Here is a 16,280-nt window from a genome sequence, read left to right on the forward strand (position 1 = left end):
CAATGCACCTCATCTCTTAATCATCAAAGTCTGATCTATGTTTTGTTGAAATTCCTTTAGCAGCTTTTTTTACATGTTGTGGTCTTGCTTGTACATCTCTTGTATCGATCATTGTTAACGGGAAACGAATCCAAGAGTCTTTAACAGATTGTTGTCTTGTCGGATAAAACAAAGCGTACGGTTTACGTAAGGAAGTAAGTCTAAATAGATGGGTAAATAAAAAGATAAACCCAAGAGAGATACCGAAAAGCCCCCCTATTTCCGCGAATGCTAGAAACGGGAAACGTAGTAATCGAACAGCATTACCCATTTTATAAATAGGTGTAATAAAGGAAGCGAGTGCTGATAGTGCAACGATAATTAATAAAATATTACTCGTTAACCCAGCTTGTACAGATGCTTGTCCGATTACGATACCGCCTACAATACCGAGCGTTTGCCCAACTTTCATCGGTAACCTCGCCCCGGCTTCTCTTAATAAATCGATTGCGAGTTCTAGAAAGAGCGCTTCAATTAAAGGTGGGAATGGTACTTGTGCCCTTGATAAAATCAAAGTTTCAAGTAAATCACTTGGAATAAGTTCATAATGATAATTTAAAACTGCAACGTATAACGGTGTAGCGCAAATTGAAAATAGAACGGCAATTAATCTTAAAATCCTTGAAAATGTAGCGTACATCCAGGAGACATTATAGTCTTCTGGTGAAATGAAAAAATCAAAATAGGATACGGGTGTTAGTAAAACACTTGGAGAACCATCAACAAAAATAGCGATTTTTCCATCAATTAGTGCTTTTGTAACTCTATCAGTACGTTCTGTATTGATATAGAGAGGGAAAATCGATTTTTCACCCATTAATTCTTGTAAATAAGCACTATCATTAATTTGATCATATTCAAGAGCGCGTAATGACTCTTCTAGAAAATCTACATTATCTTTTTCAGCAAGGTTGTCTAAATACATCATGACAACTTTTGTTTTGGAAAACTCGCCGATAATCATTTCTTTTGTTTGTAAATCTAAAACAGGAAGACGTTTTCGAACTAAATTAATGTTTGTATCAATATCCTCTACGAAACCTTCTTGCGGACCAATAACAGTTGATTCGTTTAAAGGAGGGGTTGGTGCACGATAATTATCAATTGCAATGTTTGCAAGCATACATTTTTGATCTTGCTGATTCAATTGAATAATCGCATGCCCCTTTAAAACCATATCCTCAATTTTTTGCAAGTCGTTCGTAATTGTAATGCCGCTCATCGGGATATGTTCCTTCAGCTCTTCTAGTGATGCGTTAGGTCGTTCTAAAAGAGTGGGCATTAAATACTTTTGTAATTTTTCTCCATCAAGTGAAGGGCGATAGTAAGAAATCCAATAAGGCATCGTTTCATCGTCGGATGTATGATAATTTACAAAATCACTAGACTTTTTCAGCTTCTCTATTAAATCTTGTAAAGAATGAATACGATCTTTTTCTGGTTTTGTAAAGTCATAAATACTATTACCTCCAGAGCTTTGTTGCTTACTTTGAGAAGGTTCATCTTGCTTAGCGTTTTGTTGTTTATCTTGAGACGAATCACCTTGCTTAGCGTTTTGTTGTTTATCTTGAGACGAATCACCTTGTTTAGCACTTTGTTGTTTATCTTGAGACGAATCACCTTGTTTAGCACTTTGTTGTTTATCTTGAGACGAATCCTCTTGTTTAGGGTTTTGTTGCTTATCCTGAGAAGGGTCCTCTTGTTTAGCACTTTGCTGCTTATCCTGAGACGAATCACCTTGTTTAGGGTTTTGTTGCTTATCCTGAGAGGAATCCTCTTGTTTAGGGTTTTGTTGCTTATCCTGAGACGAATCACCTTGTTTAGCGCTTTGTTGCTTATCCTGAGAGGAATCTTTTTGCTCGTTATTTTTACCTTTATTATGTTTCATACTTCTAGTCTGTTCTTTGTTATCATCCTCTTGATTGTTAGAATGCTGCTCCTGGTTATCTGTTTCGTTTAATTTTGATGTATTTGATTTTTTTTTCTTACGTAACCAATTCCAAATCATATGTACGCCCTCTTTAATCTTGTAATATAGTGCTATTTTGTGGCTAATTTTGTATATTATTCATTTATTTATGAAAAGAAGAAGGAGATTAGTTTGCATAGAAAAAAAACTTTAGTAAGCAGTTCATACTATAACGGGGAGAGGGAGAGTCTGTGCAAATTGTAAAAAAGGAGAAATTTGTTTTAAAAGAGTTTACGTTTGAAAATGGCAGAGAAATTCCTGTTCAAATGGGATATGAGACATATGGTACTTTAAATAGAGAAAGGTCAAATGTGATTTTGGTTTGTCATTATTTTAGTGCAACAAGTCATGCGGCAGGAAAATATACAGTGCATGATGAGGAGTCTGGTTGGTGGGATGGGCTAATTGGACCTGGAAAAGCAATTGACACAAATAAGTATTTTGTTATATGTACGGATAATCTTTGTAATGTGCAGGTGAGGAATCCATATGTAATTACAACAGGACCGAAATCAATTAATCCAGAAACTGGAGAAGAATATGCTATGGAGTTTCCGGTTTTTACATTTCTTGATGTAGCTCGTATGCAATATGAGTTAATAAAAGGTATGGGAATTTCAAGGTTACACGCTGTAATCGGACCGTCGGCGGGGGGAATGATTGCACAACAATGGGCGGTTCACTATCCACATATGGTAGAGCGGATGATTGGCGTTATTACGAACCCACAAAATCCAATTATTACGTCAGTAAACGTAGCGCAAAATGCGATTGAAGCAATTCAACTCGATCCAAGTTGGAAAGAGGGGAAATATGGAGAACAGCAGCCGATAAAGGGGCTTCATTTAGCAAATAGAATGATGTTTATGAACGCGTTTGATGAGCATTTTTATGAAATGGCATTTCCTCGTAATAGTATAGAGATAGAACCTTATGAAAAGTTTGCTACACTAACATCATTTGAAAAAGAAATAAATAAAGCGACATATACAAGTATAGAGCTAGTAGATGCAAATTCATGGATGTATACTGCGAAGGCAGTTTTATTGCATGATATTGCACATGGGTTTTCTTCACTAGAAGAATCTCTTTCTAACATAGAAGCGAATGTACTTATGATTCCGTGTAAACAAGATTTGCTTCAGCCGTCTCGTTATAATTATAAAATGGTAGATATTTTGCAAAAACAAGGAAAATATGCGGAAGTATATGAGATAGAAAGTATAAATGGGCATATGGCAGGAGCATTGGATATTCATTTATTCGAAAAGAAAGTTTATGAATTTTTGAATCGGAAAGTATCTAGTTTTGTGTAGAAGGAAAATGATGGGGAAAAGGTGCAGTGTTTGAAGTAGGCACCTTTTTTTACATGATTTGTAGACGGAAAATATATGTAGCAATTGCTATACCGAAAAACGCTATGCTAAGCAATAGAAATAAGAATGACATTTCTTGTGGCGATTTTATCTTTTTATTATTTTTCATACTAAGTACAATAATTGCAGCGAGTAAGAACACAATGCCTATGATGAAAAGAAAAAGCGTCATTTTAATCGACTCCTTTCATAAAACAAGTATATTGAGGATACAATGTGCTAGTTATGTTTGTAAAGAATAAGTTTTACGAGAAAATTGAGAAATAGCTTTTCGATTCTTTGCGTTCTTTCTTTTGCATGCTAAAATTGGTAGAGAATGTTTGTGAAAAAGAAACTAAAGGTTTTATTGTATATAAGGAGGAACTACATATGACAGAAGTTAAAACAATTACTACAGAAGAGGTGCAAGAGCGTTTAGAAAATGGAGAAACGTTATTTTTAGTAGATGTAAGAGAAGATGAAGAAGTAGCGGCAGGAAAGATTCCAGAAGCTGTACATATTAAAATGGGCGATATCCCACATAAAGTAGATTTCTTTAATAAAGAGAATGAATATATCTTTATTTGTCGTTCAGGAATGCGCAGTGAAAATGTATGTCATTATTTAAATGAACAAGGGTTTAAAACAGTGAACATGGTTGGCGGTATGCTTCAATATGAAGGTGAAACGAAATAGTTAATTGTAAAAAACTTGAAACGAGTCTGTTTCAAGTTTTTTTCTTTTGCATACAGTATAAAAAAGGAGGAGGGGTAAATGGGGATTAATTTGCGTAAAGTAAAAATTATTAATAATACAGGAGCTGTTAATGTCGGTGACTGTTATGATCTCTCACCTTTAGCTGTAGCAAAAGTATATGCAGGTGCTGGAGGATCGAGTGCGGCTATTTTTTTAAATGGAAAAAGGCAGCCAGAAGCGGTCATTAGAACATCAGTATTTCTTCCGCCTTTGGCAACGAGTACACGTACGTTAGGTTCATAGAGGAAAGGTAGAGTGTAATTATGCCTGCTCATATAAAAGAGTTTGTTATTGTGAATAACACTGGAAATATATTTACCGGTGATAATTTGAGCGACACTTCATTTACTGCTTCGAAATCATATAGTGGTTCAATGGGGTGTACTTGGATTGATGTTGTTACAGTAATAGGGACGGAGACGAAGCTTTGTTTACAGCCGGGAGATTCGGTGACGACGACGTATACAAGGGGCACTCCTGCTGGTACTGTAACAGGAGCAAATATGGGGCAAAATGTAAATACATCGAGTATAGCGCAAGCTGTCCCTAATACAGATAATATGGATTCAATTGCAGGACTCCCTTAAGAAATTAAGGGAGTTTTTATTATTCAAAATAAAAATAGTCTTGGAAATTATTTTTGTAAATAGATTAAGAAGAGGCTTATTTATTATGAAAAAGACGGTTTGTAGGCGGTGAAAGTGTGAAGAATCGTGATAATAATCGGAAGCAAAATTCGTTAAGCTCTAATTTTAGAATTCCACCCGAACTTATTGGGCCTACTTTCCCCCCCTGTTCCAACTGGATTTACAGGTATAGGGATTACTGGTCCAACCGGTCCACAAGGCCCAACAGGACCTCAAGGACCAAGAGGATTACAAGGTCCGATGGGGGAGATGGGCCCGACAGGACCTCAAGGTGTGCAAGGGATACAAGGATCAGTTGGGCCAATAGGTGCAACTGGACCAGAAGGACAGCAGGGCCCACAAGGATTGAGAGGACCACAAGGAGAAACTGGAGCGACAGGACCTCAAGGGGTGCAAGGGTTACAAGGTCCGATTGGTCCAACGGGAGCGACTGGGGCACAAGGTATGCAAGGGATACAGGGATTACAGGGGCCAATTGGAGCGACGGGACCTGAGGGACCTCAAGGAATTCAAGGTGTCCAAGGGTTGCCGGGTGCAACTGGTCCACAAGGAATACAAGGAGCACAAGGGATACAAGGAACACAAGGACCGAGTGGAAATACAGGTGCAACCGGAGCAACTGGTCAGGGGATAACAGGCCCGACTGGAATAACAGGTCCAACTGGGATAACTGGACCATCTGGAGGACCTCCTGGTCCGACGGGGCCGACTGGTGCGACAGGTCCGGGCGGTGGACCGAGTGGAAGTACAGGTGCGACTGGAGCAACTGGGAATACTGGAGCTACAGGAAGTACAGGGGTAACAGGAGCAACGGGAAGTACAGGTCCGACTGGAAGCACGGGAGCACAGGGCTTGCAAGGAATCCAAGGGATTCAAGGGCCAATTGGGCCAACAGGTCCAGAAGGTCCACAGGGTATTCAAGGTATTCCTGGTCCGACGGGAGTAACTGGTGAACAAGGAATACAAGGAGTTCAAGGTATTCAAGGGGCAAAGGGAGCAACAGGGGATCAAGGTCCACAAGGGATACAGGGGGCTATAGGGCCTCAAGGGGCCACAGGAGCAACAGGAGATCAAGGTCCACAAGGAATACAAGGAGTACCAGGGCCATCAGGAGAAACAGGCCCACAGGGAGTTCAAGGGATACAAGGTCCGATGGGGGATATAGGACCAACAGGTCCAGAAGGCCCAGAGGGACTTCAGGGCCCGCAAGGAATACAAGGTGTGCCAGGGCCAGTTGGAGCAACGGGTCCAGAGGGTTCCCAGGGGATACAAGGTATTCAAGGACCGGTAGGAACAACAGGCCCACAAGGTCCACAAGGAATTCAGGGAATACAAGGTGTGCAAGGGATAACGGGAGCACCTGGAGTACAAGGAGTAACTGGAATTCAAGGGATACAAGGGGAAATAGGAGCAACGGGTCCAGAGGGTCCCCAAGGAGTGCAAGGTGCTCAAGGGGGGATTGGTCCAACAGGTCCGATGGGTCCCCAAGGTGTGCAAGGAGTACAAGGAATTCAAGGAGCGACGGGCGCACAAGGAGTGCAAGGTCCACAGGGAATTCAAGGAATCCAAGGTCCGACGGGGGCAACAGGAGATACGGGAGCAACAGGTGCGACAGGGGAAGGCACTACAGGCCCAACAGGAGTGACGGGTTTGCAAGGTCCGCAAGGAATCCAAGGTGTGCAGGGAGAGATAGGTCCGACGGGTCCCCAAGGTGTTCAAGGTCCCCAAGGAATTCAAGGAGTAACGGGGCCCACTGGAGATCAAGGTCCGCAAGGGATTCAAGGCCCACAAGGCGACATAGGTCCAACCGGCCCACAAGGAATTCAAGGCCCACAAGGTTCTCAAGGAATCCAAGGAGCGACAGGGGGAACAGGAGCACAAGGTCCACAGGGAATCCAAGGTCCGCAAGGTGACATAGGTCCAACTGGAATCCAAGGGATACAAGGAGAGATAGGTCCAACAGGTCCAGAAGGCCCAGAGGGACTTCAGGGCCCGCAAGGAATACAAGGTGTTCAAGGGCCAGTTGGAGCAACGGGTCCAGAGGGTCCTCAGGGGATACAAGGCATTCAAGGACCGGTAGGAGCAACAGGCCCACAAGGTCCACAAGGAATACAGGGAATCCAAGGTGTGCAAGGGATAACGGGAGCAACTGGAGCACAAGGAGCAACTGGAATTCAAGGGATACAAGGGGAAATAGGAGCAACGGGTCCAGAGGGCCCCCAAGGAGTGCAAGGTATACAAGGGGCGATTGGTCCAACCGGTCCGATGGGCGCACAAGGAGTGCAAGGTATACAAGGGATTCAAGGAGCAACAGGTGCACAAGGAGTGCAAGGCCCACAAGGGATTCAAGGGATACAAGGTCCGACGGGAGCAACAGGAGATACGGGGGCAACCGGAGCGACGGGAGAAGGAACTACCGGTCCAACAGGAGTAACCGGTCCAACAGGGGTGACTGGCCCGTCAGGAGGACCAGCAGGACCGACCGGCCCAACGGGGCCATCAGGTCCGGCAGGAGTGACAGGTCCATCAGGTGGACCACCTGGTCCGACAGGAGCAACAGGAGCGACAGGAGTAACAGGAGATACCGGGGCGACAGGCTCAACTGGAGTGACAGGAGCGACAGGAGCAACGGGAGCAACCGGAGTGACGGGTTTACAGGGCCCGCAAGGAATCCAAGGTGTTCAAGGAGAGATAGGTCCAACCGGTCCACAGGGTATTCAAGGTCCCCAAGGAATCCAAGGAGTAACGGGGGCAACAGGAGCACAAGGTCCCCAAGGAATTCAAGGCCCACAAGGCGACATAGGTCCAACCGGCCCACAAGGAATTCAAGGTCCAACGGGAGCTACAGGAGCAACCGGAGCGACAGGTCCCCAAGGAATTCAAGGCCCGCAAGGAATCCAAGGTCCAACGGGGGCTACAGGAGCAACCGGTTCACAAGGTCCAACTGGAGATACAGGTCCAACCGGAGCTGGAGCCACTGGAGCGACCGGGGCGACTGGAGTTAGTACAACTGCAACGTATGCATTTGCGAATAATACATCAGGAACCGCTATTTCCGTTTTATTAGGCGGTACGAACGTACCATTACCGAACAATCAAAATATTGGCCCAGGAATAACCGTTAGTGGTGGGAATACTGTATTTACAGTTGCGAATGCAGGAAACTATTATATAGCTTATACAATTAATTTAACGGCAGGATTAGTTGTAAGTTCTCGTATAACTGTAAATGGCAGTCCGCTTGCGGGAACGATAAACGCCCCGACAGTGGCTACTGGTTCATTTAGTGCAACAATAATCGCTAACTTGCCTGCTGGAGCTGCTATTAGTCTGCAGTTATTTGGATTAGTTGCAATAGCTACATTATCTACGGCAACGCCAGGAGCTACTCTAACTATTATTAGGTTAAGTTAATAAGAAGAAAACCTTGGGGCTTTTATGCTTCAAGGTTTTTTTATCTTTGTATTTGTAAGTAAACCTCGTTAACCAAGGGGAAGTGGATCCCTCTAATTATTTAGAGTTTCACCTTATTCACTTGAGCAAAAACATCGCAGTTCGAAAATATATTATAATAGAATGAAAAGAAAGAAATTTGGCAGAAAGGGAGGGTGGCGATGAAGGAGATGGTTAAAGATTTTTTTGGACGCCCACTTCAAGATTTACGTATATCTGTCATTGATCGTTGCAATTTTAGATGTACATATTGTATGCCAGCGGAAATATTTGGGCCAGAATATGCTTTTTTGAAAGACGAGTTTTTACTAACTTTTGATGAAATTGAGCGTTTGGCAAAATTATTTGTTAGCATCGGTGTACGGAAAATTAGACTTACTGGCGGTGAGCCACTGCTTCGTAAAGATTTAACAAAACTTATTGCACGTCTTGTGAAAATTGATGGGCTAATAGATATAGGGTTAACGACAAATGCTATTCATTTAACGAAACAAGCGAAGGCATTAAAAGAAGCTGGATTACATAGAGTGAATGTTAGTTTAGATGCGATAGATGATGACATATTTAAGAATATTAATGGTCGAAATATTAATACGAAACCGGTAATTAAGGGAATTATAGCAGCTAAAGAGGTGGGCTTGGAAGTAAAGGTAAATATGGTTGTGAAAAAAGGGATGAACGATCATCAAGTACTACCGATGGCTGCGTATTTTAAAGAGCAAGGAATACCGCTTCGGTGTATTGAGTTTATGGATGTTGGTAGTACAAATGGGTGGAATTTTGATCAAGTCATTACAAAACGAGAATTGATTGAGATGATTCATAAGGTGTATCCGCTTGAGCCAGCTGAAGCGCATTACTTTGGTGAAGTTGCAAAGCGATATCGGTACGTTGGAACAAATGTTGAAGTTGGTTTTATTACATCTGTTTCTGAGTCATTTTGTGTCTCTTGTACGAGGGCGAGAATTTCGGCAGATGGAAAGTTTTATACGTGCTTATTTGCGACAGATGGTTTGGATGTAAGAGAACTTCTTAGAGGAAATCTTTCGGATGAGGAGTTATTAAGTGTTATACAAGATGTATGGATGAATAGAAAAGATAGGTATTCGGATGAACGAACAGAAGAAAGTGCAAAAAATCGTCCGAAAATCGAAATGTCTTATATAGGAGGATAAGAAAGGGGGGTATCGCATGCAGGAGCGATATTCAAGACAAATATTATTTTCTGGTGTTGGAGAAGAAGGACAGAGAAAAATAAGAGAGAAGCATGTGCTTATTATTGGTGCTGGTGCTCTCGGTGCGGCAAATGCAGAAGCGATTGTTAGAGCGGGTGTTGGAAAAGTAACGATTGCTGATCGTGATTATGTAGAATGGAGTAATTTACAAAGACAACAACTATATACAGAAGAAGATGCAAAGCAGTATAAACCGAAGGCGGTAGCGGCAGCAGAGCATTTAAGAGCGATTAATTCTGAGGTGGAAATAACTCCTGTTGTGACGGATGTAACGGTGCAAGAAATGGAAGAATTAGTGAATGATGTAGATTTAATATTAGATGCGACAGATAATTTTGAAACGCGCCTTCTCATTAATGATATTTCACAAAAGTATAATCTTCCGTGGATATATGGTGGGTGCGTTGGAAGCTACGGAGTAACGTATACAATTTTACCAGGGAAAACACCGTGTTTTCGCTGTTTAATGGAGCATCCGGCGAGCGGAGCAACATGTGACACAGCTGGTATTATACAACCGGCAGTACAATTAGTAGTTGCGCATCAAACTACGGAAGCGCTGAAAATATTAGTAGAAGACTACGGAGCGCTTCGTGAAACGATGTTATCATTTGATCTTTGGAATAATCAACAGATGGCATTTAAAGTGAATAGGCAGAAAAAAGATACTTGTTTATCTTGCGGAAGGTTACGTACATATCCGAGTTTAACATTTGAAGCACAAACGAAAACAGAAGTGTTATGTGGGCGAAATACAGTGCAAATTCGTCCAGGTGTGCGGAAGAATTTTAATTTGGAAGAAATTAAAAAGCGCTTACAAAGAAGCGTAGAGATAAAGGCGACACCTTATTTATTGTCGTTTCCGGTAGAAGAATATCGTTTTGTTTTATTTACAGATGGCAGAGCTTTCATTCATGGGACGAATGATATAAATGTAGCGAAAAGTTTATATGCAAGATATATAGGTTGAACCTAAAGGAAATCCTTTAGGTTCAACGGAGAAAGGATTATGAATTTCTCGTATAATCTCCACTTTTTCCACCTGTTTTTTCAAGTAAGTACGTTTCGCCGATAATCATACCTTTATCGACAGCTTTACACATATCATACACAGTAAGAGCGGTAGCCGAAGCAGCTGTTAAAGCTTCCATTTCAACACCGGTGCTACCTTCTGTTTTAACTTTTACTTTAATGAGTAAACGATATTGTTCTTCTGATTGTTTCCAATCGAAAGAAACGTCAACACCTTTTAATAGTAAAGGATGGCACATTGGAATAATATCAGAAGTACGTTTCGCAGCCATAATGCCTGCGATTTGCGCAACTGCTAATACGTCACCTTTCCCAATTTCATTGTGAGAGATTTTATCGTAAATTTCTTTCGTAACGACAATGCTAGAGCACGCAATTGCTGTTCGAACGGTTGCTTTTTTGTCACTTATATCAACCATCTTCGCGCGTCCTTGGTCATTAAAGTGTGTAAATGAAGACATGGAATTCCTCCTTGAAGTAATTTCTATTGAATATATAAAGTTTAATCGAGATAAAAAAAATTGCAAATATGAGGTGAGAAACGATGGTAGAAAAACGAATTCCAATTCAAGTTGCTGAGGCAGTAGAACGGGTAATGAAATATGCAAAGCATGGTGAAGTAGAAGAAATTTCTATTACGGAAAGTTACGGGAGAATTCTCGGGGAAGATGTTGTCTCAGATCATGACGTTCCTCATTTTGATCGTTCCCCTTACGATGGTTTCGCCATTCGAGCAGAAGATACGAAAGAAGCAACTCAAGAGAATCCAGTTGAATTTGAAGTAATAGGAGAAATCGGGGCGGGTTCTGTTTTTACAGAAGAAGTAGGATCTTTTCAGGTGGTTCGTATTATGACAGGAGCAGCTATTCCAAAAGATTGCAATGCAGTCGTAATGCTAGAGCTGACAGAAGGGTTTGAGAAGAACGGGAAAACATATATGAAGTTAAAACGCCCTTTTAATAACGGTGACAATGTGTCATTTAAAGGAGAAGATATAAAACAAAATCAAGTTCTCGTTCAGAAAGGCGTTGCAATTAATCCAGGTGTTGCCGCCTTATTAGCAACGTTTGGATATAGTACTGTGAAAGTTGTAAAACAGCCTGTTGTCGGTATTGTAACGACAGGAAGTGAATTATTAGAAGTACATGAGCCGTTAGAACCGGGGAAAATTAGAAATAGCAATTCGTATATGATCGCAGCTCAAATTATGAAAGCTGGCGGGAAAGTTCGTTATTATGGTCAACTCGCGGATGAGTTAGATGCATGTTTTACAGCTGTTCAATCAGCGGTGGATGAGGTCGACATTTTAATTACAACAGGCGGTGTATCAGTAGGAGATTATGACTACTTACCAGCTATTTATGAAAGGTTACAGGCAAATGTACTCTTTAATAAGATAGCCATGAGGCCCGGAAGTGTAACGACAGTAGCTGAGGTTGATGGAAAGTTACTCTTTGGTTTATCAGGAAATCCGTCTGCTTGTTATGTAGGCTTTGAATTATTTGTGCATCCAATTATAAAAACGTATTTGTATGCGAAGGAACCTCACGTATATAGAGCGGATGCTATTTTACAAAAAGATTTTCCAAAGCCAAATCCATTTACTCGTTTCGTAAGAGCGAACGTAACAATTGTGGACGGGGCGTTACAAGCGATGCCAGTTGGTTTAGATAAATCGAGTGCGGTATCTTCACTTGCAGATGCGAATGCTTTTATCGTGTTGCCTGGAGGAACGAGAGGGTTTGAGACCGGAATGAAAGTATCCGTATTATTGTTAGAGCACTCTGAGGGATGTGATTGGCCATGGGCAAAGCCCCTTCAATCTTACAAATAGTAGGATATCAAAATAGCGGGAAAACAACACTTGTTGAGAAAGTGGTGCATGCACTAGCTGAACGAAAAATGAAAGTTGCTACAATTAAACATCACGGGCACGGAGGCTTTCCAGAAGTAGCGCAAAAAGATAGCGAAAGACACCGTAAAGCTGGTGCTGTCGTAAGTAGTGTAGAAGGTGCTGGATTGCTTTCACTTTCTTCACTAAGAAAGAAATGGTCCTTGCAAGAAATTATTCGCTTATATGAGTTTTTTGAAGTGGATACAATTTTAATAGAAGGCTATAAAAAAGAGAATTACTCGAAAGTAGTGTTACTTCGTTCTGCGGAAGACATTGAGCTTTTACATAAAGTAGAAAATATAGTGGCGGTTATTACGTGGTATGATGTTCCGGCAAATATACGAGAAGAATATAAAGTATTTCATATAACAGAAGAAGAGTTGTACATAGACTGGTTTTTACAAACGGTTAGGAGTGCGAAATGATAAATACATATTATGAAGTAATTGATACAGAAATCTCGATTGAAGAAGTAACGAAGAAAGTAATTCGACGTGAATGCGGTGCTGTTACAACATTTATTGGAACGGTTAGAGAGTTTACGAAAGGGCGTCGTACATTATACTTAGAGTATGTTGCTTATAAGACGATGGCAGAAAAGATGCTAGAGAAAATTGGCTTGGAAGTGAAAGAGAAATGGCCAGGTACATATGTTGCGATTACACATCGCATCGGTACGTTGCAAATTTCTGATATAGCGGTTGTTGTTGCTGTTTCAACACCACACCGTAAAGCGGCTTATGAAGCGAACGAATATATTATGGAACGCATAAAACAAATTGTTCCGATTTGGAAAAAGGAGTTTTGGGAAGATGGTGATTCATGGATTGGTGATCAATTAGAAAAAACACCATATCCGGCGGGAGAGCCTGGGAAGGAGCTATAAGTATGATTAGAGTATTGTTATTTGCGCACTTGCAAGAAGAAGCAGGGACAAGTGAATTACAAATAGAGAAAGAAAATATTACGGTTGCACAGTTAAAAGATGTTGTTGCGAACGAATATAATGTACCAGTTTCAGAGCCAATTATGGTTGCGATTAATGAAGAATACGCAAATGAAGATGACAGGGTCCAATCTGGTGATGTTGTGGCACTAATTCCACCAGTGAGCGGTGGTTAATATTGGATTCATTAAAACGACTTTCCTACATAGGGAAAGTCGTTTTTTTATGGCAGTTTTGAGAACACTAATCTATAGAACAAGGAGGGAACTATGAAAAAAATATGTGTAGTTATCACAATGCTATGTGTGGCCTTTTTCTCTTCTCCAAGCGATTCTTTCGCGAAAGAATCAAGAGAACAGCTTTTAGAGAGTGCATTATCAAATAGGTACTATTCAGTTATTAGACAAGTGACAGAAGATCAATATGAATGTGCTTCAGTTATAGATATAAAGCGTCTCGGCAAGAAAGATGAATTTGTTCCTAGATACGAAGTGAAGCTACAATTTCTTACATTTCAAGGAGCGCATAATCCGCCGAACGATAAAGTTACGCTTACTTTGGAAGATCATTTAGATCACGTAAAGATAAAGAAAGTGGAGCGAGAAAAGAATGTTTCTGACGTTATTGCAGAAAAAGTTTGTGAACGGGAAAAAGAAAAAATAAAAGCTCACTCTAACGACTTAGAGTGATAATCTATGGCATTTAGTAAAGAAAGGTAATGAGTGATGGATATATTTTTAGCGATTTTACCAGCTATATTTTGGGGAAGTATTGTGCTATTTAACGTAAAACTGGGCGGGGGCCCGTATAGTCAAACGCTCGGAACAACGTTTGGAGCACTTATTTTCTCAATTGTTGTTTATATTTTTATGAAGCCAGTATTAACACCTACCGTTATCGGAGTTGGAGTTGTGTCAGGTTTATTTTGGGCGCTTGGTCAGGCAAATCAATTGAAAAGTATTGATTTAATGGGTGTTTCGAGGACGATGCCAATTTCAACAGGACTTCAATTAGTCGCGACGACTTTATTTGGCGTTATCGTATTTCATGAATGGTCCACGACAATATCGGTCGTCCTTGGGATTTTAGCGCTCGTTTGTATTATTATCGGTGTTATTTTAACATCGCTTCAAAGTGAAGAAGAAAAGAATGCAGAGCAAGCAGCAAACTTTAAAAGAGGTATCGTAATTTTATTAATTTCAACAGTCGGTTATTTAGTTTACGTAGTAGTAATTAGGTTATTTAACGTAGATGGCTGGTCGGCTTTGTTGCCACAAGCAGTTGGTATGGTGTTAGGTGGGATTTTGCTTACCTTTAAACATCATCCATTTAATAAATATGCAATTCGAAATATTATTCCAGGATTAATTTGGGCAGCTGGAAATATGTTTTTATTCATTTCACAGCCGCGTGTTGGAGTCGCAACAAGTTTCTCGCTATCGCAAATGGGAATTATTATTTCCACGCTTGGTGGGATCCTTATATTAGGTGAAAAGAAAACGAAACGTCAATTAACGGGTATCGTTGTCGGTATCGTTTTTATTATCGCAGCCGGAATTATGTTAGGTATAGCCAAAAGTTAAAGGAGGTATGGAAATGTATAGTGATTTAGCAGGGAAAGTTGTCGTTATTATAGGATCAGCAACTGGTCTCGGAAGAGCGATGGGAGTAAGGTTTGCTAAGGAAAAAGCGAAAGTGGTTATTAATTATCGCTCACGAGAATCAGAAGCGAATGATGTGTTAGAAGAAATTAAAAAGGTAGGCGGCGAAGCGATTGCTGTAAAAGGTGATGTAACCGTCGAATCAGATGTTGTGAATCTTATTCAATCTGCTGTGAAAGAGTTTGGTACGCTTGACGTTATGATTAATAATGCAGGGATAGAAAACGCGGTACCATCGCATGAAATGCCGCTTGAAGATTGGAATAGGGTAATTAATACAAATTTAACAGGTGCTTTTTTAGGAAGTCGTGAAGCGATTAAATATTTTGTAGAACATGATATTAAAGGGTCTGTCATTAATATGTCTAGTGTTCATGAGAAAATTCCGTGGCCACTATTTGTGCACTATGCAGCAAGTAAGGGTGGTATTAAACTGATGACAGAAACGTTAGCGCTAGAATATGCGCCAAAAGGTATTCGAGTAAATAATATTGGGCCAGGTGCAATTAATACGCCAATTAATGCCGAAAAGTTTGCTGATCCAAAACAGCGGGCTGACGTAGAAAGTATGATACCGATGGGCTACATTGGAAAACCTGAAGAAATCGCAGCAGTAGCAACTTGGCTTGCTTCATCAGAGGCGAGTTACGTAACTGGAATTACGTTATTTGCAGATGGTGGAATGACTTTATACCCATCGTTTCAAGCTGGGCGTGGGTAATATGAAAAGGACAAAGAGTTTATCTCTTTGTCCTTTTTTACAAAAAAAATAGCGTTCGGCTATTTTAAAATTAATGATTAATTGTATCTTGAAGAAATTCTGTTGCTTGATGTTCAGTAACATTTTGTACGAGCGCGACTTCGCTGATCATCATTTTTCGTGCATTATCTAGCATTTGTTTTTCGCTCGCATTTAATGTTCTCTCTTTATTACGGCGAAGTAAATCCCGAACCACTTCTGCGCTATCTTGTAAATTGCCATTTTTCATTTTTTCCATATTCATTGTATATCTTTGTTTCCATGAGAGTGATGGGTCTGACTCCCCGTTTTGAAATTCAAGAAGTATATCATCTAACGTACCTCGATCAACGATATAACGAATACCTGATTTTTTTAATTGTTCCATCGGAAGCATTACTTGCATATCTTTACTAATGATGCGTATCACACAATATTGACGTGAAGTACCTAATATTTCTTTCTCTTCAATTGCTTCGATAATTCCTGCACCGTGCATTGGATAAACGATTTTATCACCAATTTGAAACAAATCATCCACCTCCATATGTGGT

Annotated in this window: 17 protein-coding genes and 1 pseudogene; 14 read left to right on the top strand and 4 right to left on the bottom strand. The window is 40.6% G+C overall.

The window, feature by feature from the left end; genetic code table 11:
* Window positions 1–16 precede the first annotated feature (16 nt).
* Window positions 17–2,047 carry a spore germination protein gene (locus tag MR169_RS06905; protein WP_242319154.1) on the bottom strand — a complete coding sequence of 677 codons (2,031 nt, stop codon included), beginning with the start codon at window positions 2,045–2,047 and terminating at the stop codon, window positions 17–19.
* Between the two features lie 152 nt (window positions 2,048–2,199).
* Here MR169_RS06905 and MR169_RS06910 point away from each other — a divergent pair, with 152 nt between their 5' ends.
* Window positions 2,200–3,324, top strand: coding sequence for a homoserine O-acetyltransferase family protein (locus MR169_RS06910; protein WP_001167628.1), 1,125 nt, complete (start codon window positions 2,200–2,202; stop codon window positions 3,322–3,324).
* A gap of 49 nt (window positions 3,325–3,373) precedes the next feature.
* Here MR169_RS06910 and MR169_RS06915 read toward each other — a convergent pair whose 3' ends face one another.
* Window positions 3,374–3,556: a hypothetical protein gene (locus tag MR169_RS06915; RefSeq protein WP_000171881.1), complete on the bottom strand. Its 183-nt coding sequence runs from the start codon at window positions 3,554–3,556 to the stop codon at window positions 3,374–3,376.
* Between the two features lie 197 nt (window positions 3,557–3,753).
* Between MR169_RS06915 and MR169_RS06920 the strand changes: the two genes are divergently transcribed.
* From MR169_RS06920 to MR169_RS06945, 6 genes and pseudogenes are all read left to right on the top strand, one after another.
* Window positions 3,754–4,059, top strand: a complete 306-nt coding sequence (locus MR169_RS06920; protein WP_000141207.1) for a rhodanese-like domain-containing protein — start codon at window positions 3,754–3,756, stop codon at window positions 4,057–4,059.
* Between the two features lie 78 nt (window positions 4,060–4,137).
* On the top strand, window positions 4,138–4,362 hold the full coding sequence (locus tag MR169_RS06925) for a spore germination protein (protein WP_000512465.1): 225 nt from the start codon (window positions 4,138–4,140) through the stop codon (window positions 4,360–4,362).
* A gap of 20 nt (window positions 4,363–4,382) precedes the next feature.
* Window positions 4,383–4,706 (top strand): hypothetical protein, encoded by a 324-nt coding sequence (locus MR169_RS06930; protein ID WP_001110848.1) that lies wholly within the window; start codon window positions 4,383–4,385, stop codon window positions 4,704–4,706.
* 116 nt (window positions 4,707–4,822) lie between these two features.
* A pseudogene (locus MR169_RS06935) lies at window positions 4,823–8,180 on the top strand (BclA C-terminal domain-containing protein).
* A gap of 200 nt (window positions 8,181–8,380) precedes the next feature.
* Window positions 8,381–9,394, top strand: a complete 1,014-nt coding sequence (gene moaA, locus MR169_RS06940) for a GTP 3',8-cyclase MoaA (protein ID WP_242319155.1) — start codon at window positions 8,381–8,383, stop codon at window positions 9,392–9,394.
* 16 nt (window positions 9,395–9,410) lie between these two features.
* On the top strand, window positions 9,411–10,424 hold the full coding sequence (locus MR169_RS06945) for a molybdopterin-synthase adenylyltransferase MoeB (protein WP_001158107.1): 1,014 nt from the start codon (window positions 9,411–9,413) through the stop codon (window positions 10,422–10,424).
* Between the two features lie 37 nt (window positions 10,425–10,461).
* Here MR169_RS06945 and moaC read toward each other — a convergent pair whose 3' ends face one another.
* Window positions 10,462–10,947 (bottom strand): cyclic pyranopterin monophosphate synthase MoaC, encoded by a 486-nt coding sequence (moaC, locus tag MR169_RS06950; protein ID WP_000094148.1) that lies wholly within the window; start codon window positions 10,945–10,947, stop codon window positions 10,462–10,464.
* Window positions 10,948–11,030: 83 nt separating this feature from the next.
* Here moaC and moeA point away from each other — a divergent pair, with 83 nt between their 5' ends.
* The 7 genes from moeA (at window position 11,031) to MR169_RS06985 (ending at window position 15,708) form a co-directional block, all read left to right on the top strand.
* The gene (gene moeA / locus MR169_RS06955) at window positions 11,031–12,320 is read left to right on the top strand and encodes a molybdopterin molybdotransferase MoeA (RefSeq protein WP_000229696.1); all 1,290 of its coding nucleotides are present in this window, start codon (window positions 11,031–11,033) and stop codon (window positions 12,318–12,320) included.
* A complete protein-coding gene (mobB, locus tag MR169_RS06960) occupies window positions 12,290–12,805 on the top strand; it encodes a molybdopterin-guanine dinucleotide biosynthesis protein B (RefSeq protein WP_000513645.1) in 516 nt (171 codons plus the stop codon). Before moeA ends, mobB begins: the two co-directional genes overlap by 31 nt.
* The gene (gene moaE / locus MR169_RS06965; protein ID WP_000611226.1) at window positions 12,802–13,266 is read left to right on the top strand and encodes a molybdopterin synthase catalytic subunit MoaE; all 465 of its coding nucleotides are present in this window, start codon (window positions 12,802–12,804) and stop codon (window positions 13,264–13,266) included. Before mobB ends, moaE begins: the two co-directional genes overlap by 4 nt.
* 2 nt (window positions 13,267–13,268) lie before the next feature.
* On the top strand, window positions 13,269–13,502 hold the full coding sequence (moaD, locus tag MR169_RS06970) for a molybdopterin converting factor subunit 1 (protein ID WP_000621778.1): 234 nt from the start codon (window positions 13,269–13,271) through the stop codon (window positions 13,500–13,502).
* Window positions 13,503–13,595: 93 nt separating this feature from the next.
* The gene (locus tag MR169_RS06975; protein WP_000717679.1) at window positions 13,596–14,015 is read left to right on the top strand and encodes a DUF3888 domain-containing protein; all 420 of its coding nucleotides are present in this window, start codon (window positions 13,596–13,598) and stop codon (window positions 14,013–14,015) included.
* A gap of 36 nt (window positions 14,016–14,051) precedes the next feature.
* Window positions 14,052–14,909, top strand: coding sequence for a glucose uptake protein GlcU (glcU, locus tag MR169_RS06980; RefSeq protein ID WP_000350861.1), 858 nt, complete (start codon window positions 14,052–14,054; stop codon window positions 14,907–14,909).
* A 13-nt stretch (window positions 14,910–14,922) separates the two neighbouring features.
* On the top strand, window positions 14,923–15,708 hold the full coding sequence (locus MR169_RS06985; RefSeq protein ID WP_242319156.1) for a glucose 1-dehydrogenase: 786 nt from the start codon (window positions 14,923–14,925) through the stop codon (window positions 15,706–15,708).
* Window positions 15,709–15,778: 70 nt separating this feature from the next.
* Here MR169_RS06985 and MR169_RS06990 read toward each other — a convergent pair whose 3' ends face one another.
* Entirely contained in the window at window positions 15,779–16,273 is a 495-nt protein-coding gene (locus MR169_RS06990; protein ID WP_000451446.1) for a CarD family transcriptional regulator, read from the bottom strand.
* Window positions 16,274–16,280: the final 7 nt, after the last annotated feature.

Source organism: Bacillus cereus group sp. BfR-BA-01349 (assembly GCF_022663795.1).
GTDB classification, from domain to species: domain Bacteria; phylum Bacillota; class Bacilli; order Bacillales; family Bacillaceae_G; genus Bacillus_A; species Bacillus_A cereus.